This window comes from Salipaludibacillus sp. HK11, assembly GCF_047795645.1.
Lineage (GTDB): Bacteria > Bacillota > Bacilli > Bacillales > Salisediminibacteriaceae > Salipaludibacillus.
In genome coordinates this window covers 5,154,742-5,174,256 of the sequence record NZ_CP181045.1, presented here as the reverse complement: position 1 = coordinate 5,174,256, position 19,515 = coordinate 5,154,742, and the positions used below count along the sequence as shown (strand labels likewise).

The following is a 19,515-nucleotide window of genomic DNA, read 5'->3' as shown; positions in this document are numbered from 1 at the left end:
TTGTTTAGCCACTGTTGGTAGCAGTGGTTATTTTTCATCTTTCCAGCTAATTTCGATTGCTTTGATGACGTTTGAATCGTGATCGATAACAATCTCGAAGCCAGCTCTGAAAAAATATTCTAAATATTGATCAATCGTTTTTTCTCCTTCAAAATACAGATCCAATACTTTGTAATTATCTTTGAAACTAAGATAATCAAATTGTCCTTTGATTAATGATTCGTTACCTTTCAAAGCTTCTTCTCTAATCGCCAAACAAATCATTTCAATAGCTGTTTCAAATCCAACATCTTTACCTTCTTCTGTAAGTTCCTTTGCTTCCTGTGCGTTCAAATCGTTCACCTCCTCTCAGTTAATAAAGTTCTTCAGCTACGTCATAAAGCTTCTGAGCAAACGGATCATCTATACAATCTAATCGACCATAGATATTACTCAAATCACTCTGAAAGTTTGCTAGACGATCGACCTTTACTGTGCCCTCAGCTTTTGCGATGCTGTTCAAACGATCTTGCCAAGTCTTCATTTCAGCTGTGTTCATTTGTCATCAACCTTCCACTTGAATTCAACGCTCAACACTTCAACTGAGATATTGAAAAAATCACTAGTCTTGCTAATAATCGTTTTCTCTCGAGCTTGCGATTCGCTATCAGCTACAACAAATTCGCTGTTTTCTGCGTGAAATATTTCTCGACCATCTTTAAACCGCTTGTAATGTACAAAGTAGACGTTCATGAGTTCCAGACTTTCTCTTGATATTTTTGATACATTTTCCAGCACCATGCAGAATATTTAGGCTTGTCCTTGTTCGTGAGATACTTGTACAAAAAGAAGTTTGATAGTTTCAAAGCTTTATCGTTCATGACTTCACCGCCCTCTTTCGTGCCAGTATCTTCTTAACTCTTATTCTTCCAGCTATCATTCTTTCTTCGCATTCCGTGCAAAACTCTTTGTTATGAGTTTTCTTTTCGCAAATGCTACAGAGCCTCATAACTCCTCAACCTTCCACTTTGATCCGTAACACTCGCCTAGGATCCGCTTAGCTTGATAAATGGCTTCTTCATCTGATAATTGAACCTCACTGCCAAAGCCACACTGTTTAAAATATCCACCCTCTGTTTCTGCTCTGACCACATATTCAAACTTTGGTTTTGGCGCTGATCCAATTCGACTTAACAATGTTGGTCTCATAACTTCCTCCTTTTAGGTATAAAATTTTGACTCTTGCGTACACTGGTAAGTTGACCAGCATTTTCCGAGATAGGCTAAAAAAATTTACGAGCAGTTAAGCTCGTTGATGTTAAATTTTCTCGAAATCTGCACTAATTTTGATTGATTGGCTTAGAAATTTCATACATTTTATTTAACGAACTGATTTAGGATGACTCTTCAAGCCATAGTAAGTTTTTAATTCTTTTTGTAAAAAATGATCTAGTTCTTTTATGAGTGATTGTTGAATTTTCTTTGCGATTTTTTCTTTCTGAAAAGATAATTGGTTTTTTTCTAAAAAATTAAGATTTGTAGATTTAAACTCTCCTTCCAGTAGCTCTCTTACTTCTGCTGGATTATCCATTAAACTTAATATTTTGACTAAAAAAAGAGGAAGTCCAAAGAAGAAGAAGAGATTCCTTGTCATTACTACATAATGTCCTTGATTATTGATGTTTATTATTCTTTCCTTGAACCCTTCATCCTTATAATTAATAAAAAAAATAACATTAAATGCTTTTACTTCGGATGGTTCTACTTCAAATGACGTTACTATTTCATAAGCCTCATTAGTCATTTTTAACTCCTCTTTTATTGAATAGTTTCTCTCTACTCACCATCAACGCTTCAAAAACTCGCGCACTTCTTCAGGTGATAAGCCGATTTCTCTTGCTTCTTGCATGAGCTCTTCCCACTGTTTCATTTAGCCTCGACCTCCTCTTCCGGCCGTTCGAATTCAGTAATGATCTCATCAGCGAAAAAGTAAGGTTGGAGGATGTCTGCCCCTCGGTATTCCACATTAATACCTAAAAAAAGTAACGAACTTTCCATACCGCGGAATTCAGCATCGTAACTTTCTGCAAGGTGTACATGCTTTCCGATCACCTTGTAGTCGATAAAAAACCTGACTGCTGTTGAATAATGATGAAAGATCCTATTAACCAGCATTCTTATTTCAAACTCATCCAACCGATCAATTCTTCCTGTTAATGTAAAATCTGATTTTCTTAGCAATTCGATTCCTCCTTCTTTTTAGCTGTCTCCCTCTTCAGTGACTCGCATGAGCGGAGGAAGACAACCAACTGACGTTTCACGTCATCTGACGGTTCCTTTGATCGATCAGACATGCTCTACCCCCCCTTTCTGTCGCACATCATGCGACAAATGAGCTAAAAAAAATTGCCATTGCCTCATCGTGCGACAAATTCAACTCTTTTGATATAAGTCTTACTTCTTTGATAGTTAGGCTATCACCGTTATTGTTCATTTTTCGGTACAGCGTGCTTCGATCCACCCCAATACGCTTAGCTAACTCGCCCGTGGATAGACCGTTCTCCACTATCTTTCCTCGCAATTTGTTTACATTCAAAACCTTCACCTCCTTGTCGCGCCTTATGCGATTAATGTAATCATAAGATAAATAAAAACGGAAGTCAACTAAAAATCGCACATTTAGATAAAAAAGTTCTTAGCTAATAAATAATTGTTGCATATTTGCGACAATTAGGTTATGATTAGGATATTCAAAAGAGGAGGTGTTTGAGATTAACGTTGGGGGAAGAATACGTCACCGCAGGAAACAATTAAAGTACTCGGTGGACAAGCTAGCAGAAATGATAGGAAAAAACAGAGCAACAGTATACAGATACGAGAGCAATGAAATCGAGAACATGCCATTTGAAATACTCGAACCGTTAGCAAAAGCACTGAAAGTATCACCAGCCTATTTAATGGGATGGGAAGAAAAAGACAACAAGGAACTTTTAACAGAATACAACTATTTTCCCGTAAGCATATCAGCAGGGCTCCCGTCAGATGTGGACAGTATGACAGATGGTGACGTTGAGAAAGTCAGAATCCCTGACGCGATCATGGGTAAATGGGCAGGAGATACCGGAGTCTATCTTATGAAAGTAAATGGGGAATCTATGAATAAGATCATTCCACACGGATCAATGATTGCCGTAAAGTACACAGAATTACAAAATTTAAAAGACGGTGACATTGTTGTTTACAGCCACAACAACGAATACTCAGTTAAACGTTTTTACACATCAGATGAAAAACTGATATTTAGACCAGATTCATACGATAAAAGTTTTACAGACCACCTAACGTCAAGTGACAGCTCAGACCTGGTCATTCACGGTAAGGTTGTCGTTTATATCGTAACAGCCAATTAAATTACCAACGTTGATAATTTACATGAAGAGCAGATGACGGTCTGCTCTTATTTTTATAAGGAGGATATGGCCATGCGAGCAGCAGTCTATATACGGGTATCTACAAACGAGCAAGTGCAAGAGGGCTATTCCATCAAAGCGCAGAAAATGAAGCTAGAAGCCTATGCCGTGTCTCAAGGGTGGGACATTGTGCAGTATTACGTCGATGAAGGGTTAAGTGCAAAAGATATGGAGCGTGCGGAACTAAAAAGGATGCTAGGGTCCTTAGATAAAGATGTCTTTGATTGTGTCCTGGTCTATCGTTTAGATCGACTTACACGATCCGTGTTAGATTTGTATGAAATGATAAAACTGTTTGAAAAACACGCCATCAAGTTTAAGTCTGCCACAGAGGTATATGACACGACAACAGCTACCGGCAGACTGTTTGTCACCTTAATCGCAAGTCTTGCTCAGTGGGAACGCGAGAACACAGGAGAACGTATCAGCTTTGGAATGGAGCAAAAAGCAAGAGAAGGGAAGTGGGTAAATAACCGACCTCCTTATGGATACGACATCGCAGGAGATTATTTGGAAGTGAATCAGCGCGAAGCGAAAATGATCAGAGAGTTATTTGATCTTTATCTGGAAGGGAAATCTATGCACAAGATTGCCATAGAGCTCAATGAAAGAAACATTGCGTCGAAAAGAAAAGCTCTTTGGCAACAGGGGACCGTTGGGTACATCCTCAAAAACCCCCTGTACAAAGGGACGATGCGGTATAACTACAGAAAAAATAAAGAAAATTATTTTGAAGTCGAAGATGCCGTCCCTCCTATTATCGATAAAGATAAATTTGACACCGTACAGAATCTAATGCAGAAACGAAAAACCTTTCCGGCTAAATCAGCTACTAGCACGTACATGTTTAGTCAAATAGGGAAATGCGCTAGATGTGGCGGAGGTCTGGTAGGGAAATCCTCGACGGTTATAAGAGGAGAGAAAGAATATTATTCTCAATCATACAGATGCACAAAAAGAACATTCGGCGGATGCGACTTACCTTCCATCGCATCGAACTATTTAGAAAGTCAATTCCATAAATATTTAACCTCTTGGGATTTGTCATCGTTTGACGACCAAACAGGAGATGGACAATCCAGTAATACTCTGTTGATTGAGGAGTACGAAAAAGAATTGGCAGGAATTGAAAAGCGTAGAGCTAAGTGGCAATATGCCTGGGCAAACGAAAACATATCAGATGAAGATTTTCAAAAGAGATCAAAAGAAGAACTAGACCGTGAAAGTCAGATCAGGTTAGAATTAAATGAGATCCGCGGGGCAGAACAAAAAGAACCAACTATCTCAGCAGAATATTTGAAATCAATCACCTCTGCCTGGAGTAAACTTTCCAGTGTAGAAAAGAAACAATTTATGCAGCTGTCCGTGAAAGAGATCAAAGTAGACAAGATCACCAAAGAAAGAAACCCCGAATCCGTTGTAATAAAGAGCATTACTTTCTATTAAATATGTATGTGCCTATTAACATAACCGAATGCCCTGTTAAAGCTGCTCGTACAGCCATTTTTGCGGTTTCTGTATCACGAACTTCTCCAATCATGATGAGGTCGGGGTCGTGGCGGAGTAGACTTTTCAAACCTGTAGCGTATGTGACACCTGCTTTTTCATTAATTTCCATTTGTAAAAAACCAGGCTGAATTTGCTCTACTGGATCCTCTAACGTAATGATATTTTCGTTGATTTCTTCTGTTCGTTTTTGTAGTAACGAATAAAGTGTCGTTGTCTTTCCTGCACCAGTAGGGCCACAGACGATAATAAGTCCGTTTGGTTTTTGAATCAATTGATGGAGGTGTTTAATTTGAGAAGGAAATAAAGAAAGTTGTTCTAAACTTTTAGAATGTTTTTGTGGAAATAGTCTTAATACGAGGGTTTCGAAAGAAGATGACGGGAAGGTTGAAATTCTCGTGAAAACAACTTGATGTTCAAGAGTCATTTCCAAACCACTATTTTGCGGCCGTCTCCGTTCACCGATATCCATTCCCGAAATAAACTTCAAATGGGCAATCAGCTTGTTCATCGTAGCCAAGGGCAACTTCTCTACATCTAATAATTGACCATCCACTCTATATCGAATGGTTGACCCTCGCTCTCGGGGGATTAAATGCACATCAGAGGCACCAAACTTTAGCGCTTCAGATAAAATCAATTTTGTTTTCTGTTCAATATCCATATCCATAGACCACCACCTATACTGAATTTAATAACTTGTCTCAAAACATATATTCGACAACAATTTTCATATTCCTCCTTTTATTTTAAAAAAAATTAAATATTTTTGCGCTTGACCTTAAATACTAAACTTTTCAAAGTTATGCAAATATTTGTTAGCTAGATACAAAAAAGACTAGTCAAGAATGACTAGTCTTTTTTTGTATTTTATTTATCTTTTAACTTATCTGCATCTTCTTTTAAGCGTTCTTTTGTTTCTTCAATTTCTTTTACTACTTGTTTTGCTAATTTCTTGCCTTCTGCCTTCTCACTATCCATTACTTCTTTAACATCTTCAGCCAAATCATCACCCATCTGAGTTGCTTTGTTTGTGACAGCTGCTGTTTTATCAGCAACACGCTCCCACTGATCTTTAGCTAACTTCGTTAACTCATCTGACTTCTCTTTGGCTAACTGTGAATATTCTGTACCTTTTTCTTTAGCAACGTTAGAAAATTCAACTGTTCTTTCCTTTGCCTCTGTTGCTCTTTCATTGATATCAGATCGAAGTTCGCGACCTGACTTTGGAGCTAATAACATAGCTGTTGAAGCACCAACAATTCCACCAACGACTGCACCAATAATAAAATCTTTTGTATCCATTTTACTCATATTTTTACATCCTCCTTTAATATTCTATATATGTAATGTTTCTAGACTAATGTTCTAATACCTTTTTTTATTCATTATTAAACATGAATTTCAATTAATTTATAGATTTTATTATAATAATGACCTTTTTGACTCATTTAAATTCATTCTTTTACTTAACTATAAGAAAGTATACCATGAATTTTGTTTAAGATTATATTTTACTAGTTTAGTCACATAATTATGCTGAAAACGCATTTATTAATAATAGATCTGTAATATAATGTAGATAAACTGGAATTGGGAGTGTGAATCACAATGGAACAACAAACATTAAAGATTACAGGTGTGTTATCAGATCCTACTCGTTTTTCGATTTATCAATACGCAGCTAGGCAACACCGCGATGTAACGGTCCAAGAAATTGCCGATACATTTAAAATCCATGCTAATGTTGCTCGTCTACATTTAACAAAGCTAGAAGATGTAAATATGCTTGTTTCCGACACAAAAAAAACAGGAAAAGGAGGAAGACCGAGTCGGTTTTATCGATTGTCTGATGAAGTTGTTAGTTTACAATTTCCATATCGGGATTATCAGAGACTTTCCGAAATTGCTATCGAATCGTTAAGTGCATTAGGTGAAGCTGGGGAACAGGCACTAATAACAACAGGTGATCGTTTCGGCTATGAATCTGCCCGAGCGTTTGTTCAAACATTAAATGAAGATCCTAACGATATGGTTACTGCAGAAAAGGTTAAATTCATCGAGAGAATTGCTCTTAATCAAGGATTGAATCCGGAGATCCATTATGATCAAGAAAAAAATGAAGTCGTTTTCCGAATATTTAATTGTACTTTTAAAGAAGTTGCTCCTTCAAAAGGAATTTGCAACATGCATCACGCATTAATCAATGGAATTTTCCGTTTTTTCTTTAGTGATGTCGAATTAAAAGAAGAATCAAACATGTTTCAAAAAAATGAAATGGCCTGCACTTATACAACGGTTGTGTTAAATCACTAATTACCTAAACTCGCTTTCATCAGAGCCAAGTACTACATCCGTTCCTGATTCACACCGTTTGCATTCAAGCTGTCTTCTTTACCCACTGTTATTGGAAAGCCACTTCTAGCTTTGCGACTCATTATAACCTAATATAACTCGTTTGATTGTCTATCGTAATAATCCCGGTTGTTTACAAAGTGATTTGTTGCCTTTATAATAAAGTGAACAAACTTTCATTCGTAGGTTATACTAAAAGCGGTAGTTAGTTATTATGTAATGTATAAAGGAGGGGTGAGTCGTGGATCGCATGTTTCGAGTATTGGGTTTCTGGACAGGAATTTTCGCTGTATTGTTTATGGTTGGGGATATGCATGCAGCTGCTATTTTATTCTTCGGTCAAACAGGGATGTTTATAGCCCTTAGCTACTTAAAATTAACAGAACGTGTTTATGTGTATATTTTCGGTGCATATCTAACGTTGTTCTTTATTGGATTTACGTACTACACAACATTTATTATGGTCCCAGAAATTGGCGGACACTAATAAAACTGCACAAAAAACCTTGACAATACGTCAAGGTTTTTTTAATTGGTATGGATCTTCCTGAAACATGAGGTATTTCTCTACCTGTGTTAATCCTCTACCCTGAACGTTAACTTGAAAGGAAGTACTAATGCCCTCCGGATGAACTAATGATTGAATTGCTCGATTTTTTTTGAATACATCAGAGAATGGGTTCATATCTGTCGGGGATTGTAAGAAACTAAATAGACCTGCTTTTAATAGAAATTTATCTTGTCTATCATGGCAAACCATTGTGAGGCCTTGATTTTTCGCAATTTGTTCGTAAGCATCCCACTGAATATGAGATGTTAAATCCATACTCCCAGGATATTTCAATGGATCCTTGACCATTTCATGGTTTCTATAACCTCGGATTGAGCCGTCTTTCCTCTCTGGCCATTGAAACTCTTCATTTCGATAGCCATAATCTACAGTGACAAGCAATCCTTTTTCTAACCAAGTTGATACATTTACCAACCATTCTTTCATTGAAAGTGATACTTCGAATCGGTGCCCCTCTGGCAGAGTAGTTGGTCCAAATTTATCTAGCCAATTTAGTACTTGATTATTTTCAGATGTCATTAGTTTTTCAGCAAGGTGCTCTCCTTCAACTTCCAACATAACTTCTTTTAAACCTTCAGAAGTCTTTTCAATAATATGTACTGGAAATGCATCAATTAATTCATTTGAGAAAATAATCCCTTGGAAATGTGTGACTTCCTTTTTTAATTCTTCTAATGTACTATAAATTTTTATTTGTTTCTTAAATAAAGCTAATCTGTCTAATAAAATAGATTGATGATAAGGACTTGACTCAATAATATAATAAGTCATTTTTTCAAACACTTCTGGACTTTGTTCTCTCATGTAAGCAAGAATATTACAGGCGAACGATCCATCCCCCGCCCCCCACTCACAAATTTCAGCTTTCATATTTTCCTTCGTGATTACGTCTAGGAAAAAGCGAGCAAAAGTTTCTGCAAATACTGGATGAACATGATTGCTTGTATAAAAATCTCCATCTTTACCTAGTTTCTGGCGATCTTTCATGTAGTATCCTACCTTTGGATCGTATAGTGCAGTTTCCATAAAGGTGGCAAAGCTCCATGGAGAGTGTGATTGAGTTTTCAACCTTTCTATAACACTACTAGACATAAAACTCTCTCCCAAAAAAATATTTTAACACTGTTGACACAGTGTTAATGTCGAATTATAATAAAAATGTCAGTAGAACAATGATTTTCGGGAGTTCCCCCTCCCCCCTCAATGTTCATTGATACTTGATTAACTCCCCAAACGACCTTCTATGTTCCCCATGGAAGGTCATTTTTTAGTTATAATACTTTTAAGCAAAAAACATAACTCACCAACCAAATCCATTAATAAACGGGTTTGTTTCTTTTTCATCTCCAATCGTCGTAACTGGCCCATGACCATTTGCTACCACGGTTTCATCAGGGAGCTTGAGCATTTTCTCATGAATCGTATCCATTAACGTATCTTGATTTCCTCCTGGCAAGTCAGTTCTTCCAACTCCACCTCGAAATAACACATCCCCAGAAAAAATTACTCTTTCTTCTGGAAAATAAAATGATACACTCCCTGGAGAGTGCCCTGGGGTTTCAAATAATTCACATTCAAAGCCTTCAAGCTGAAACGGACCTTCGTTTGGAAAATGATAATCTGCTTTATTCGCATTTATTTCATCAATTCCTGAAAACAATCCAGATCCATTTAACTGTGGATCAACTAACCACTGGTCTTCTAATTTATGTACGTAAACAGGGCAGCCGTATTTCTTCCTAACAGCTTCCACAGCACCAATATGGTCAAAATGAGCATGTGTTAATATAATCGCTGAAATCGACAACCCTTGGTCATTTAACCAATCAAACAGTCGCTCTTCATCACCTCCTGGATCAACCATTAACGCGTGGTTAGAATCCTTATAAATAACAAATCCATTCGTTTGTAATGGACCTAAAGACAACTTTTCCCACTTCATCACAATGACCTCCTTTTCACTTCATTCTTTTCTATTGTACTATGGAAAACAATGCTTTTTCAAAGTTCCTTTCGATCATCTACAAATATTTATTACTTTTACCTCGACAAAAATTAAAAAAAAAAGTAAAATAAGTGATGAACTCATGATTAAGGCAAACATTAGATGTAAACAGTAAATGATAATTAACTGTTTCAAATCTACATAAAACATGTTTATTATGTAAAGGAGGAAAAATAGATGGTATTGGGGATTATCACTCTTTTAATAGCGATTTTATCTTTATTTGGTGGCCTCGTTGAATTCAAGCGAAAAAATTTCTTCGGCGTCGGGTTTGCAGCAGTATCTGTTGGTTTATTTGGATGGTTTTCTATTAGCACACTCGTTTCGATTCTTTTCTTGGGTAGCGGTGGAACTGTCTGATTTGAGTACGATAATAATCTTTAAAAAAACTTCTGCTATAATTAGCAGAAGTTTTTTTCATATTCACTCTTCACCGATTTGATGTTCCGCAATCTTTTTTTCCACTGACTCTATTTTCCCTTTAATAGATGATGGACGATCTCTTCGGTCATCTATACGAATATTTGTCGCCACTCTTTGATGACCTAACTTAAATGGAACTTCTTGGATTTCTTTTAAAATAGCATAAATATCAGCGATTTCCCCTTCAATGAGCGTACTCATTGATGTGAGTTCGTATTTTATAGGTAATTTTGATTGTTTCAATGTACGATGCACCTCAGCTACCACGTCAGATACACTGGTAGAATTTGAACCGAGTGGCATAATTGTAATATCAGCTATTGCCATAAATATTTCCTCCTTCTTTTTTCTCTTAACAACTAATTTTTTCGGGAATTCTTTTAAAGCTAATTTTCGATAAGCCCTAATTGCCGTCTTTACGTGAACGTCATCCGGTTCAAGCGTTGTGACATGACGTTGCAACCAATAAGATATTAAAAGGAGAAACTCATGCCCCTTTGTCTTTTTCGTTCGGTTAAGCCAATAGATGGTTGCCGGCCATATGATTAACGATATATATGTTGCGGCTTCCAATACGTTTCTAAAAGCCGTCTCATAAATGGCTAATAATACCCCTGCGGTAATCACTAAAAGCAAAAAATAAAGCACCACGGCGTTTGTCGAACACCCACGGTTAGTGATTTCCGCTCGCTTAATTGCTGAGTGATTTCTAACTGATACAACTCCTCGAAAACTAAATACTTTATGCTCGGCTCCATGATACTTTTTCAGCTCCTTTGGAAACCAAAAATGTGTACCAATCATAAAATAAATAAGTGTATACAAAGGAAGTCCAATTGCCCCATCTAATCCAAATAAACGGAGTACATATGGATAAATAATCAGGATGACCCATCCCATCAAAAATAAATAAAACCATCTAGGCATCGAAGTAAAAATCATTTTTCCAACTTCGACCATCGTACTAGACGTTTTCGGTTTGATCCAAGTCTTCCATTTGTCATTTTCGTTATATGAGCAGGCAACATATTTATGACCAATAAACAGGATCCCCTTTTGAAAAGATAAACCTTTTATCATAGGTTACTCCTCCTCACCTTTACGAAGCCACGATCCAGTAACTTTGAATGCCCTCGTCGATTAATCGCTGATCAATATCAACTCTAGGTTTCAATTCGATTTGATGATCAAACCACGTATGGAAATAGCGAATTTCTATCTCTTCTCGAAAGTCATTTATGTTCAACTCATCGAAAGTAGCGGTAAATTCCCCACTCGGCCCCAAAATTTGTTCATCTTGAACTTCATTTGGAAATGCGATAATCAACCCATTTGCAGATATTTGTGATCGGTTGCTCTCATAAATCATTTGATCTCCTTGCGACAAAGAAATATGGACACCAACGTCGTGATCATTTAACTCATCTACTACGTCATCTGGGAGTAAAATTTCAATAAAATCATTCCCTCGAATTCCGTCTTCAGGAAAATCGCCCCATTTCCATTCGATATGTAGCGTACGCTCATCAATTAATTCATTATTAATAGTAAGTGAATGTTGCAATTCTTCATTTGACACCACTTCCTCCTGAGATAAACTCAAGTATCCGAAAATAAATAAACCGATCATCACCGATGCTGGTAAAATAAGAACAATCGCATTTCCTTTCATTTTAAAACTCCTTTAATACTCATTAATTTATTTAAACTGATATTTTCTATGTTCTATCATCAATTGATTGTGCATTACAATCGTCTAATGATTAAACGTGGAGGACTGAAGACTTTTCCTCAATCCCCCACGTTATTATAGAAATGTTCTTTTTTGTTTAGCTAACCATGCCGCTCCAATCACACCAGCATCATTTTCTAGTTCTGCAATTCTAATCGTTGTATCTTTAGCAATTTTAGGAATTGCAAATCGATTAAACGCTTCTCTTATGTAATCAACTAAAAATGACCCCGCTTTTGAAACCCCTCCACCGATAACTATCGTTTCTGGATTCAAAGCATTGGCTAAATTAGCTAACACAAACCCTAAATGGTCCGTAGATTCTTTCACAACACTTATTGAAACTACGTCGCCATTTTTAGCGCCATCAAAAACATCTTTAGCGCTAATTGTTCCAGATTCATCCAAAATCTTTTTTAAATATCCTTCTGGTTTTCTTTGAACTGCCTCTAAACCAAGACGAGCAATTCCTGTAGCAGAAGCAACTGTTTCTAAACAACCAAATTTACCACAGTTACAAGGAGCACCTTGTTCTTTGACTGCAGCAATATGGCCAATTTCCCCAGCCATTCCGCTATCACCATGAATTATCTCTCCTCCAGCAATAATTCCTCCACCTACGCCTGTCCCAAGCGTCACAGCCAAAAGGTTCTCGGCCCCTTCGCCTGCACCTTTCCACTTTTCACCGCCAGCAGCAAGATTCGCATCATTGTCTACAACTACTGGTATGTTCAACAGTTGCTCTAGTTCCTCTTGAATAGCGTAGTTTTTCCACCCTAAATTTACCGCTTCTATGATCACACCATTTTGAACATCTATAAATCCTGGCGCTCCAACTCCAGCTGCAAGTAATTGCTCGTTACTTATCCCTAACTGAATGACCTTTTGCAAGATCGAATCCGATACATCTCTCATAATATATTTCCCTTGTTCTTTACGATTCGTTTCTACTTCCCACTTTTCTTTTATTACGCCTTCTTCATCAAGAAACGCAAGCTTTACTGTTGTTCCACCTACATCAATGCCTACTAAAAACTTGTTATTCAACTTCATCATCCTTTGCACCTACAATTTACTTTTATTTGTTCATATTGTAACATGACACGCAGCTCAAACCACACAAGACCTTGAACATTTCGTTAACTAAACTTACTAAGGAACTTACCTTCTTTCTTTTAAAATAGCTAATTTTGCATCGCGAAAGAAATCTGCATCGATCATTCCCAACTGATATAGTTCTTGGAGTTCTATCTCAACTAAATCTAAATCAGCTTGTCGATCGCCTGTATAAATATATGTTTGGTATTTTTTTAAGAACTGCAATACCTCATAATAATTCATCTCTACTTTAACTCCTTCAATTCCGATCACATCTTCATTTAAATGCTACTAACACCTATCATATTATATCAGCTTTAATATCGCTACGACTAAAAATAAGCCCAACGGAACAAAATGAATAACTCCTAAATACCGAAAATAGCTTAACGCACTTCGCATAAAGAGAAATCCTCCAATGACGCCCGCTGCAGAAATAGGAACAATGAGGAGAATAAACCACGCTGAAAAACCGTAACTTGCAAACTCAATTCCCAATAAAAAAAAGAATCCTGATAAAATAAGCCAATTTCCTTTTTTATGATAAGGGACATAACCATAAGATGGATGATACAAATGCTGAAAATAAAACATAATAAACAAGGCAAACAAGATAACGATTAACTTGAAAATAAACGCGGATATCCAAGAAAACAAAGCTGCTCCAACAATTAGTCCGATACTAATAGGTATAATAGTAAGCAGGATAAAAAAAATCAAACTACCTGGAAAAGGATACCTCCCCTTAAGGGCAGGCATGGAACCAAGCGCAACACTCGCTAATAAAATTATCAACATCTCAAATAAAAAAATTATCATTTGAAACCCCTCCTTGCTATAAATCTATGCCCTTGTCTTTGATTTAAGGACAAACAATTCATATGGCAAAAAGAGCCTTCAGTTGATATACTATCTATATTGCTTTAGCAAACCCTAGTTTTATGATGGAGAGAGGGAAATACATGTCAAATCAAAAGTTAGAAGATATCTTAAAACATGGAATTTATGGATCACCTGAAATTCGTCCAGAAGAGCGGAAACTTTTCTTAAGTACACTAGCAGAAAGAGTCTATTTATGTTTAACTAATTCTCAAGTTAGGCATCGCGGTATGTACCCAGAAATGGAAAAAGCGATGAAAGAAACAAAAGATGCTCACCTCTATATTAATGGTGCTCTCAATTACACAAGTTATAATAACTATATCCAAGCTGCAAACAAGCATTCTCTTTTATTTACAATCGTAAATGACGGACAAGATACACCTCTTGGTATCGTGTTGTCAGCTGATACAGCTATCAATATGGAATCTGAGATGTTTATTAAAGATGACCTTTACGAAGACGATATGGGTGACAACTAAATCTATCCACTTTATCGACCGATCACTTTTAGTGGTCGGTCAATTTTTTAAAATTATGACTTAATAGTAATTTTCTTCACCAATATTTTAATAGAAGTCATATTCCCTCTCCTTTTTGCATAATAAAAAAGAGACTGGCTTGTCTAAAAAACAGGGGGGAATTTCTATGATCAAATTTATTAACAAACATTTTTTTAAGATTGCTGGTCTTTCTTTATCCCTCGCTATCATCCTATCTTTTACGTCGTTATTCTCATGGAGAATAATGGATGAAGCTTTTATTTTTTTTCCGGAAGATGATCAAATTTACTTTCGAGAAGGAAATACTGCATTGGAACTTCTAAGTAAAAAAGACAACGATGAGTACTTATTAGAATGGTCTTTTTCATCAGAAACAAATGAGCCTGCGTTTCTTAGGAGTGATATGTCTTTATTGTTTGAAAACGGGACCTTTGTAAAAGCTAGAAAACAATCATTAAAAGATCAATTGTTTATAGAAGAAGTCGGGACCGCTGATGGTGAAGATAGTGGAAGGTATGACGTCGTTACTTTTCATCATGCTGAAGTTCACTATCCTGATGACATGATGAAAAGTAAACATACGTGGAGCCAAGATCAACTATACGTCATTGATTCACCTTTGAGTCCACTACATTCCTTCAAAAAAGCTTCAACTGACGAAGAAAGGCAAAGTAAACAGATATTAGACTCGATAATGGACCAACAACTAACGTATCAGTTAGATGGTCTACTCGAAGAATTTAATATTGACCTTGATGAATATTATTACTTTACCCTGCTTGACTTCCCTGACTTTATTCACTATCCACTACCTGGATTAACTCAAAAAGAAACTTTTTCGATCATAGGACAGCTATGGGAAGGATTTTATCGCTACTATATTTTAGGAATCAACACGTTTACAGAGGAAACATATTCTCCAAAAGGAAACAGCCTTCCTAACGTATTGCTTCATAAAGAGGCTCAACACCTACTACTTCTCTATGAAACGAAAGATGGGAAAAGGCAACAACTTTTTCAGTTGATTAAATGACAACCAATTCTCAAACTTCTTAAACAATTGGATCTCAAGAAGAGTTTACTAAATTAACTGCTCTAATTCTCTGTGAAGATCGCGATAATCGGTATTTTCTGGTTGAATTTCAATTGCCTTTTCAACTTTCTCTAACGCTTCTTGAAATTGATGTTGTTCGTAATAAATCAAAGCTAAGTTAAAAAAAGCTTCATGAAAAGCAGGCTGCTTTTCAATCGAAACGAGAAGATTTGTTTCCGCCTCACTAAAGTTACCTTCTTTCATTTGGATATACGAAAGTAAAAAATGGGCTCTTGCAGCTAGTTCATCGCCTATTTGAGCTGAACTATTAGTCACATTATCTAAGTAACTTTTAGCAACAACCGTTTCTTCTGCCTCAACAGACTCATGTGCCATTTGATAATAAACGGCGCTAATTTGTTCAGATTCCAAATCTTGTTGATAACCGAACCATAAAAGGATTGTTGCCAGAACCGCAGTGGTAGCTAAAGCCAATCCCTTTTTTACAGCTCCTTTTTCTTTTGGCATACCAACCATTGCTGATGCAGCAAACCCTCCGACTAAGCCTCCGATATGAGCACCGTTATCTACCATTGGTACTAAAAATCCAAATGCTAGATTGATAATTAAAATGACAATAACATTCATACCCATCGTGCGAAAAAACAATCGTTTATGATTAAGACCAAAATATAGTAAAGCACCAAAGCAGCCAAAAATAGCACCACTTGCTCCAGCTGAGACGTTATCGTTGAAAACAAAACTAGCAACGGAGCCAATAAAACCTGCAATAAAATAGATAAAAATAAATCGACGCGTTCCAAAAATTCGTTCTACTGCCCCACCCAAGTAAAAAAGAGCAAGAGAATTCATAAACAAATGTAAAAATCCAATATGTAAAAACATTGCGCTAAAAAATCGCCACCATTCGCCTTCAACGATAAGAGGGTCAAATTTAGCTCCAAATTGCACTAATGTCAGAGTACTTGTTGTCGATCCTTGGATTTCTACTAACGCATAAATTGCTAAAATAATAGCTAAGAGTAGAAATGTAAATCGAGGTTTTCCGTAAAGAAATAAACTTCTATCTTTTTCTTGTCTCTCTTTCATCGATTGTTTTATCGAATGCTTTAAAGACTGTATATATTGCTCTTCATTCCCCGTCTCCTCAATATAGGTTTCGGATAAATAAGAAGGCATGTCATTAAGTTTCCACTCAGTTGCCAACGGGAATAGTCGATTTTTCAAATCGTTTAATGGTATTAAAATTGTTCGGTATTGGTTCTTACCACCTGCAGTGAAGGGGAGTGCTTGTGAGGTAATCTGTTCATAATCATCTACGGGTAAGTAAGCCGATAAAATCACATTGACGACATTTGCTTGCCCTAGCTTTTGATTTTTACGAATTTTATATGCCATTTCCAATGTGCGAACAGTATCTTTCTTAAGATAGTTACTCCAATCATAGTTTTTATGGGCAAGTCGAATAAGCTGATAAGGTTCACGTCGATCATCTTCAATCCAAGCAACTTCACTTTCTTCATTTAATTTAATTATCCGCATCCCTTCTCGCCTAATTAAATGGTGTAGTGTCTCCCAAAAGCGAATCGATTCAGTAAAAGCGTTCATGTGCTCCTCCCTTCTTTAATCAACTCAGTCAGGTCATTCTCCATGTCAGTGAATTTCTTGTATTCTGCAATTGGTTGATGATCTGTTGTTCTTTCTTCATTACGGGTATTGAGAAAAACTGCTTCCCAACCAGCCTCAATTGCACCTACTACATCATGCTTCCAAGAGTCTCCAATAAACAGGATTTCCTCACTTTTTAGACCTTGCTCTTTTTCAACTAAATGAAATAACTTCTGATCCGGCTTTGTATAACCAATTTCTTCAGATACATATATTTGATTGGGAGAAATCCATTTATCTATACCCATTGTTTTGATTTTGTTATACTGCGTATCTTTCGTACCATTTGTAATAATCGCTGTTTTCAATTGAGAATAGCTGATCCATTCCAAAAAGCTGTGTACACCATCGAAGGGAATGCTATATTCATCAACTACTTCGTAATAATGGTTGTGGAAGCCATCGGCAATATCATTGCTATACGGTAAGTCAAGGTCTTTCATCGTTGCAATAAACCTTTGGCGACGATACTCTTTAGCTTTTATTTCACCAGATTCAAACTTCCCCCAGAATAAATCACTGTAATTTTTAAATACTGGAAAGAATGTATCTACTGCTATTCGGCTTTGCTTCTCAACATATTTTTGTTGGTACTTATGAAAACATTCGCTGATTGCTTTTTTGAAGGCATCCTCATGACTAAACAACGTATTATCAAGATCAAACATAATCGCTTTCCATTTATTCATTGTATTCACCCCAGACTATATTATATCAAATCAAAGGTCTTCACCATATCAATACGTATTTCTAAAATCTATCAAAAAAGCTGTAAAAACCGCTCGATCATTTTTGGGGCACTTATCAAAGTTTATTGTTTTGGGGTATATGTATATCAAATCCTAATTTCACCAATTCCGAATCGACAAAAGATCCCAGGAATCTGGGATCTAACGAAACGTTTGGTACATCATTTTTTCTCTCACTGCTGGAATTCTCATCACAAATGAAACGGCAAACCTACGCAACCATCTCCTTGCTAACAAAGCATTTAGCACTCTATATCGATACTTCATCATCATCGAAATTAAGATCATTATTACCGCTGACCAAATCCATTTCATGACATTATCACTCCTTTGCTAATTAGAATGATGCAAAAGAATGATTTTTATCCTTGGAAAACTGTGTAATGATGATAAACATTCTTAAAAAATAAAGAGCAGCAGATGGTTATGCTACTCTTCTAATATCTAATCATCTTATATTTACGTTTCAAAAATAGGTTTCATTGCGTCTTTCAAAACATCAGCAGAATGGTTAAGTTTTGTCATTTCATCATCTGATAAATCAATTTCAATCGTTCTCTCTACCCCATGCTGGCTAACGATAGCTGGTACACCAATATATAGATCATTCAAACCATATTCACCCTTCATTAATGTCGACACAGTTAGAATAGACTGCTCATTTCGGAGGATCGCTTTCGTTAATCGGGCTAGTCCCATTGCAATCGCATAGTGAGTGGCACCTTTTCGTTCGATAATATGGTATGCAGCATCCCTCACATTTATGAAGATCTCATCAAGATCCTCTTGTTTCCCATTCGGCTTATATTTAGACATGTATCGATCAATTGGTTCAGATCCAATTCGAGTTTGACTCCATATTGGAAGCTCCGTATCACCATGTTCGCCCATGATATAACCGTGAATATTTCGAACATCAATTTTAAAGTATTCACTCAATAAAAAACGGAAACGAGCCGTATCCAAAATTGTCCCAGACCCAATTACTCGCTCCATTGGTAATCCAGAAAACTTCCATGTTGCATAAGACAACACATCTACAGGATTCGTTGCGACAATAAAAATGCCATTAAATCCGCTGTCCATAACAGATTTAACAATCCCTTTGAAAATTTTAACATTTTTTTCAATGAGATCTAATCTTGTTTCCCCTGGCTTTTGATTAGCTCCCGCTGTAATAACAACCAAATCAGCATCTTTACAATCTGAGAAGTCACCAGCCCATATTTTTGTAGGAGCTCCAAAAGGAATGCCGTGATTTAAATCCATCGCATCTCCTTCAGTTTTCTCCTTGTTCAAGTCAATCAAAACCATTTCATCCGTGATGTTCTGATTAATGAGGGAAAAAGCATAACTTGACCCAACATTTCCCATTCCAATAACTACTACTCGAGATGTTTTACTTCCATACATAACTTTCCCACCTTTCTTTCAACTTTGTTACTACTTGAAATATTAACTTTTGTACTCTAATTTATATTTTACATGAAATCAAAACAATACCAAGTGTTGAAAGCGATTTC

General features: G+C 36.5%; 28 protein-coding genes. 7 read left to right on the top strand and 21 right to left on the bottom strand.

Annotated elements, in window-relative coordinates:
* Nucleotides 1–27 precede the first annotated feature (27 nt).
* The 8 genes from ACM26V_RS24650 to ACM26V_RS24615 form a co-directional block, all read right to left on the bottom strand.
* Entirely contained in the window at nt 28–333 is a 306-nt protein-coding gene (locus tag ACM26V_RS24650) for a hypothetical protein (protein WP_416149395.1), read from the bottom strand.
* Nucleotides 334–352: 19 nt separating this feature from the next.
* Complete coding sequence (locus ACM26V_RS24645) at nt 353–538, bottom strand: hypothetical protein (RefSeq protein WP_416149394.1); 186 nt, start codon at nt 536–538, stop codon at nt 353–355.
* Nucleotides 535–732, bottom strand: a complete 198-nt coding sequence (locus tag ACM26V_RS24640) for a hypothetical protein (RefSeq protein WP_416149393.1) — start codon at nt 730–732, stop codon at nt 535–537. The genes ACM26V_RS24645 and ACM26V_RS24640 overlap by 4 nt, the downstream gene beginning before the upstream one ends.
* A 252-nt stretch (nt 733–984) precedes the next feature.
* Entirely contained in the window at nt 985–1,188 is a 204-nt protein-coding gene (locus ACM26V_RS24635; protein ID WP_416149392.1) for a hypothetical protein, read from the bottom strand.
* Nucleotides 1,189–1,360: 172 nt separating this feature from the next.
* Nucleotides 1,361–1,783 carry a hypothetical protein gene (locus ACM26V_RS24630; protein WP_416149391.1) on the bottom strand — a complete coding sequence of 141 codons (423 nt, stop codon included), beginning with the start codon at nt 1,781–1,783 and terminating at the stop codon, nt 1,361–1,363.
* A gap of 42 nt (nt 1,784–1,825) precedes the next feature.
* The gene (sinI, locus tag ACM26V_RS24625; RefSeq protein ID WP_416151960.1) at nt 1,826–1,888 is read right to left on the bottom strand and encodes a DNA-binding anti-repressor SinI; all 63 of its coding nucleotides are present in this window, start codon (nt 1,886–1,888) and stop codon (nt 1,826–1,828) included.
* A 17-nt stretch (nt 1,889–1,905) separates the two neighbouring features.
* Complete coding sequence (locus ACM26V_RS24620) at nt 1,906–2,220, bottom strand: hypothetical protein (protein ID WP_416149390.1); 315 nt, start codon at nt 2,218–2,220, stop codon at nt 1,906–1,908.
* Nucleotides 2,221–2,359: 139 nt separating this feature from the next.
* Nucleotides 2,360–2,584: a helix-turn-helix domain-containing protein gene (locus ACM26V_RS24615; RefSeq protein WP_416149389.1), complete on the bottom strand. Its 225-nt coding sequence runs from the start codon at nt 2,582–2,584 to the stop codon at nt 2,360–2,362.
* Nucleotides 2,585–2,741: 157 nt separating this feature from the next.
* On the opposite strand from ACM26V_RS24615, the gene ACM26V_RS24610 reads away from it, so the two are divergent.
* Nucleotides 2,742–3,389, top strand: coding sequence for a LexA family protein (locus ACM26V_RS24610; RefSeq protein ID WP_416149388.1), 648 nt, complete (start codon nt 2,742–2,744; stop codon nt 3,387–3,389).
* 72 nt (nt 3,390–3,461) lie between these two features.
* Nucleotides 3,462–4,895 (top strand): recombinase family protein, encoded by a 1,434-nt coding sequence (locus ACM26V_RS24605; protein WP_416149387.1) that lies wholly within the window; start codon nt 3,462–3,464, stop codon nt 4,893–4,895.
* On the opposite strand, the gene ACM26V_RS24600 is transcribed toward ACM26V_RS24605, so the two are convergent.
* Entirely contained in the window at nt 4,882–5,625 is a 744-nt protein-coding gene (locus ACM26V_RS24600) for an ATPase, T2SS/T4P/T4SS family (protein ID WP_416149386.1), read from the bottom strand. The genes ACM26V_RS24605 and ACM26V_RS24600 overlap by 14 nt on opposite strands.
* A gap of 200 nt (nt 5,626–5,825) precedes the next feature.
* Complete coding sequence (locus ACM26V_RS24595) at nt 5,826–6,269, bottom strand: YtxH domain-containing protein (RefSeq protein WP_416149385.1); 444 nt, start codon at nt 6,267–6,269, stop codon at nt 5,826–5,828.
* 297 nt (nt 6,270–6,566) lie between these two features.
* Between ACM26V_RS24595 and ACM26V_RS24590 the strand changes: the two genes are divergently transcribed.
* Both ACM26V_RS24590 and ACM26V_RS24585 read left to right on the top strand, forming a co-directional pair.
* Nucleotides 6,567–7,271 (top strand): helix-turn-helix transcriptional regulator, encoded by a 705-nt coding sequence (locus ACM26V_RS24590; RefSeq protein WP_416149384.1) that lies wholly within the window; start codon nt 6,567–6,569, stop codon nt 7,269–7,271.
* Between the two features lie 280 nt (nt 7,272–7,551).
* Entirely contained in the window at nt 7,552–7,797 is a 246-nt protein-coding gene (locus ACM26V_RS24585) for a DUF2626 domain-containing protein (protein ID WP_416149383.1), read from the top strand.
* Between the two features lie 30 nt (nt 7,798–7,827).
* Here ACM26V_RS24585 and ACM26V_RS24580 read toward each other — a convergent pair whose 3' ends face one another.
* Nucleotides 7,828–8,973 carry a class I SAM-dependent methyltransferase gene (locus ACM26V_RS24580; RefSeq protein ID WP_416149382.1) on the bottom strand — a complete coding sequence of 382 codons (1,146 nt, stop codon included), beginning with the start codon at nt 8,971–8,973 and terminating at the stop codon, nt 7,828–7,830.
* Nucleotides 8,974–9,181: 208 nt separating this feature from the next.
* The gene (locus ACM26V_RS24575; protein ID WP_416149381.1) at nt 9,182–9,823 is read right to left on the bottom strand and encodes an MBL fold metallo-hydrolase; all 642 of its coding nucleotides are present in this window, start codon (nt 9,821–9,823) and stop codon (nt 9,182–9,184) included.
* A gap of 240 nt (nt 9,824–10,063) precedes the next feature.
* Here ACM26V_RS24575 and ACM26V_RS24570 point away from each other — a divergent pair, with 240 nt between their 5' ends.
* Nucleotides 10,064–10,246 carry a DUF2759 family protein gene (locus ACM26V_RS24570; protein ID WP_416149380.1) on the top strand — a complete coding sequence of 61 codons (183 nt, stop codon included), beginning with the start codon at nt 10,064–10,066 and terminating at the stop codon, nt 10,244–10,246.
* 63 nt (nt 10,247–10,309) lie between these two features.
* Here the strand turns inward: ACM26V_RS24570 and ACM26V_RS24565 are convergent, their stop codons facing one another.
* From ACM26V_RS24565 to ACM26V_RS24545, 5 genes are all read right to left on the bottom strand, one after another.
* Nucleotides 10,310–11,389, bottom strand: a complete 1,080-nt coding sequence (locus ACM26V_RS24565) for an MTH1187 family thiamine-binding protein (protein ID WP_416149379.1) — start codon at nt 11,387–11,389, stop codon at nt 10,310–10,312.
* Between the two features lie 19 nt (nt 11,390–11,408).
* Complete coding sequence (locus tag ACM26V_RS24560) at nt 11,409–11,981, bottom strand: hypothetical protein (RefSeq protein WP_416149378.1); 573 nt, start codon at nt 11,979–11,981, stop codon at nt 11,409–11,411.
* Nucleotides 11,982–12,116: 135 nt separating this feature from the next.
* Complete coding sequence (locus ACM26V_RS24555; protein WP_416149377.1) at nt 12,117–13,088, bottom strand: ROK family glucokinase; 972 nt, start codon at nt 13,086–13,088, stop codon at nt 12,117–12,119.
* 114 nt (nt 13,089–13,202) lie between these two features.
* Entirely contained in the window at nt 13,203–13,382 is a 180-nt protein-coding gene (locus ACM26V_RS24550) for a YqgQ family protein (RefSeq protein ID WP_416149376.1), read from the bottom strand.
* A 63-nt stretch (nt 13,383–13,445) separates the two neighbouring features.
* A complete protein-coding gene (locus ACM26V_RS24545) occupies nt 13,446–13,958 on the bottom strand; it encodes a hypothetical protein (protein ID WP_416149375.1) in 513 nt (170 codons plus the stop codon).
* Between the two features lie 143 nt (nt 13,959–14,101).
* Between ACM26V_RS24545 and ACM26V_RS24540 the strand changes: the two genes are divergently transcribed.
* Entirely contained in the window at nt 14,102–14,500 is a 399-nt protein-coding gene (locus ACM26V_RS24540) for a YueI family protein (protein ID WP_416149374.1), read from the top strand.
* A 166-nt stretch (nt 14,501–14,666) separates the two neighbouring features.
* Nucleotides 14,667–15,554, top strand: coding sequence for a hypothetical protein (locus ACM26V_RS24535; RefSeq protein ID WP_416149373.1), 888 nt, complete (start codon nt 14,667–14,669; stop codon nt 15,552–15,554).
* Between the two features lie 48 nt (nt 15,555–15,602).
* Here the strand turns inward: ACM26V_RS24535 and ACM26V_RS24530 are convergent, their stop codons facing one another.
* The 4 genes from ACM26V_RS24530 to ACM26V_RS24515 all read right to left on the bottom strand — a co-directional run bounded on the left by ACM26V_RS24530 (nt 15,603) and on the right by ACM26V_RS24515 (nt 19,405).
* Entirely contained in the window at nt 15,603–17,183 is a 1,581-nt protein-coding gene (locus tag ACM26V_RS24530; protein ID WP_416149372.1) for a rhomboid family intramembrane serine protease, read from the bottom strand.
* Entirely contained in the window at nt 17,180–17,932 is a 753-nt protein-coding gene (locus ACM26V_RS24525) for an HAD family hydrolase (RefSeq protein ID WP_416149371.1), read from the bottom strand. The genes ACM26V_RS24530 and ACM26V_RS24525 overlap by 4 nt, the downstream gene beginning before the upstream one ends.
* A gap of 201 nt (nt 17,933–18,133) precedes the next feature.
* On the bottom strand, nt 18,134–18,307 hold the full coding sequence (locus ACM26V_RS24520; protein WP_416149370.1) for a hypothetical protein: 174 nt from the start codon (nt 18,305–18,307) through the stop codon (nt 18,134–18,136).
* A gap of 144 nt (nt 18,308–18,451) precedes the next feature.
* Complete coding sequence (locus tag ACM26V_RS24515) at nt 18,452–19,405, bottom strand: L-lactate dehydrogenase (protein ID WP_416149369.1); 954 nt, start codon at nt 19,403–19,405, stop codon at nt 18,452–18,454.
* Nucleotides 19,406–19,515 lie beyond the last annotated feature (110 nt).

Coding starts and splice junctions, on each gene's coding strand:
- ACM26V_RS24645 (WP_416149394.1), bottom strand. CDS start 538: ATGAACACAGCTGAAATGAAGACTTGGCAAGATCGTTTGAACAGCATC.
- ACM26V_RS24640 (WP_416149393.1), bottom strand. CDS start 732: ATGAACGTCTACTTTGTACATTACAAGCGGTTTAAAGATGGTCGAGAA.
- ACM26V_RS24635 (WP_416149392.1), bottom strand. CDS start 1,188: ATGAGACCAACATTGTTAAGTCGAATTGGATCAGCGCCAAAACCAAAG.
- ACM26V_RS24630 (WP_416149391.1), bottom strand. CDS start 1,783: ATGACTAATGAGGCTTATGAAATAGTAACGTCATTTGAAGTAGAACCA.
- ACM26V_RS24605 (WP_416149387.1), top strand. CDS start 3,462: ATGCGAGCAGCAGTCTATATACGGGTATCTACAAACGAGCAAGTGCAA.
- ACM26V_RS24600 (WP_416149386.1), bottom strand. CDS start 5,625: ATGGATATGGATATTGAACAGAAAACAAAATTGATTTTATCTGAAGCG.
- ACM26V_RS24595 (WP_416149385.1), bottom strand. CDS start 6,269: ATGAGTAAAATGGATACAAAAGATTTTATTATTGGTGCAGTCGTTGGT.
- ACM26V_RS24590 (WP_416149384.1), top strand. CDS start 6,567: ATGGAACAACAAACATTAAAGATTACAGGTGTGTTATCAGATCCTACT.
- ACM26V_RS24580 (WP_416149382.1), bottom strand. CDS start 8,973: ATGTCTAGTAGTGTTATAGAAAGGTTGAAAACTCAATCACACTCTCCA.
- ACM26V_RS24575 (WP_416149381.1), bottom strand. CDS start 9,823: ATGAAGTGGGAAAAGTTGTCTTTAGGTCCATTACAAACGAATGGATTT.
- ACM26V_RS24570 (WP_416149380.1), top strand. CDS start 10,064: ATGGTATTGGGGATTATCACTCTTTTAATAGCGATTTTATCTTTATTT.
- ACM26V_RS24565 (WP_416149379.1), bottom strand. CDS start 11,389: ATGATAAAAGGTTTATCTTTTCAAAAGGGGATCCTGTTTATTGGTCAT.
- ACM26V_RS24560 (WP_416149378.1), bottom strand. CDS start 11,981: ATGAAAGGAAATGCGATTGTTCTTATTTTACCAGCATCGGTGATGATC.
- ACM26V_RS24550 (WP_416149376.1), bottom strand. CDS start 13,382: ATGAATTATTATGAGGTATTGCAGTTCTTAAAAAAATACCAAACATAT.
- ACM26V_RS24545 (WP_416149375.1), bottom strand. CDS start 13,958: ATGATAATTTTTTTATTTGAGATGTTGATAATTTTATTAGCGAGTGTT.
- ACM26V_RS24540 (WP_416149374.1), top strand. CDS start 14,102: ATGTCAAATCAAAAGTTAGAAGATATCTTAAAACATGGAATTTATGGA.
- ACM26V_RS24535 (WP_416149373.1), top strand. CDS start 14,667: ATGATCAAATTTATTAACAAACATTTTTTTAAGATTGCTGGTCTTTCT.
- ACM26V_RS24530 (WP_416149372.1), bottom strand. CDS start 17,183: ATGAACGCTTTTACTGAATCGATTCGCTTTTGGGAGACACTACACCAT.
- ACM26V_RS24525 (WP_416149371.1), bottom strand. CDS start 17,932: ATGAATAAATGGAAAGCGATTATGTTTGATCTTGATAATACGTTGTTT.
- ACM26V_RS24520 (WP_416149370.1), bottom strand. CDS start 18,307: ATGAAATGGATTTGGTCAGCGGTAATAATGATCTTAATTTCGATGATG.
- ACM26V_RS24515 (WP_416149369.1), bottom strand. CDS start 19,405: ATGTATGGAAGTAAAACATCTCGAGTAGTAGTTATTGGAATGGGAAAT.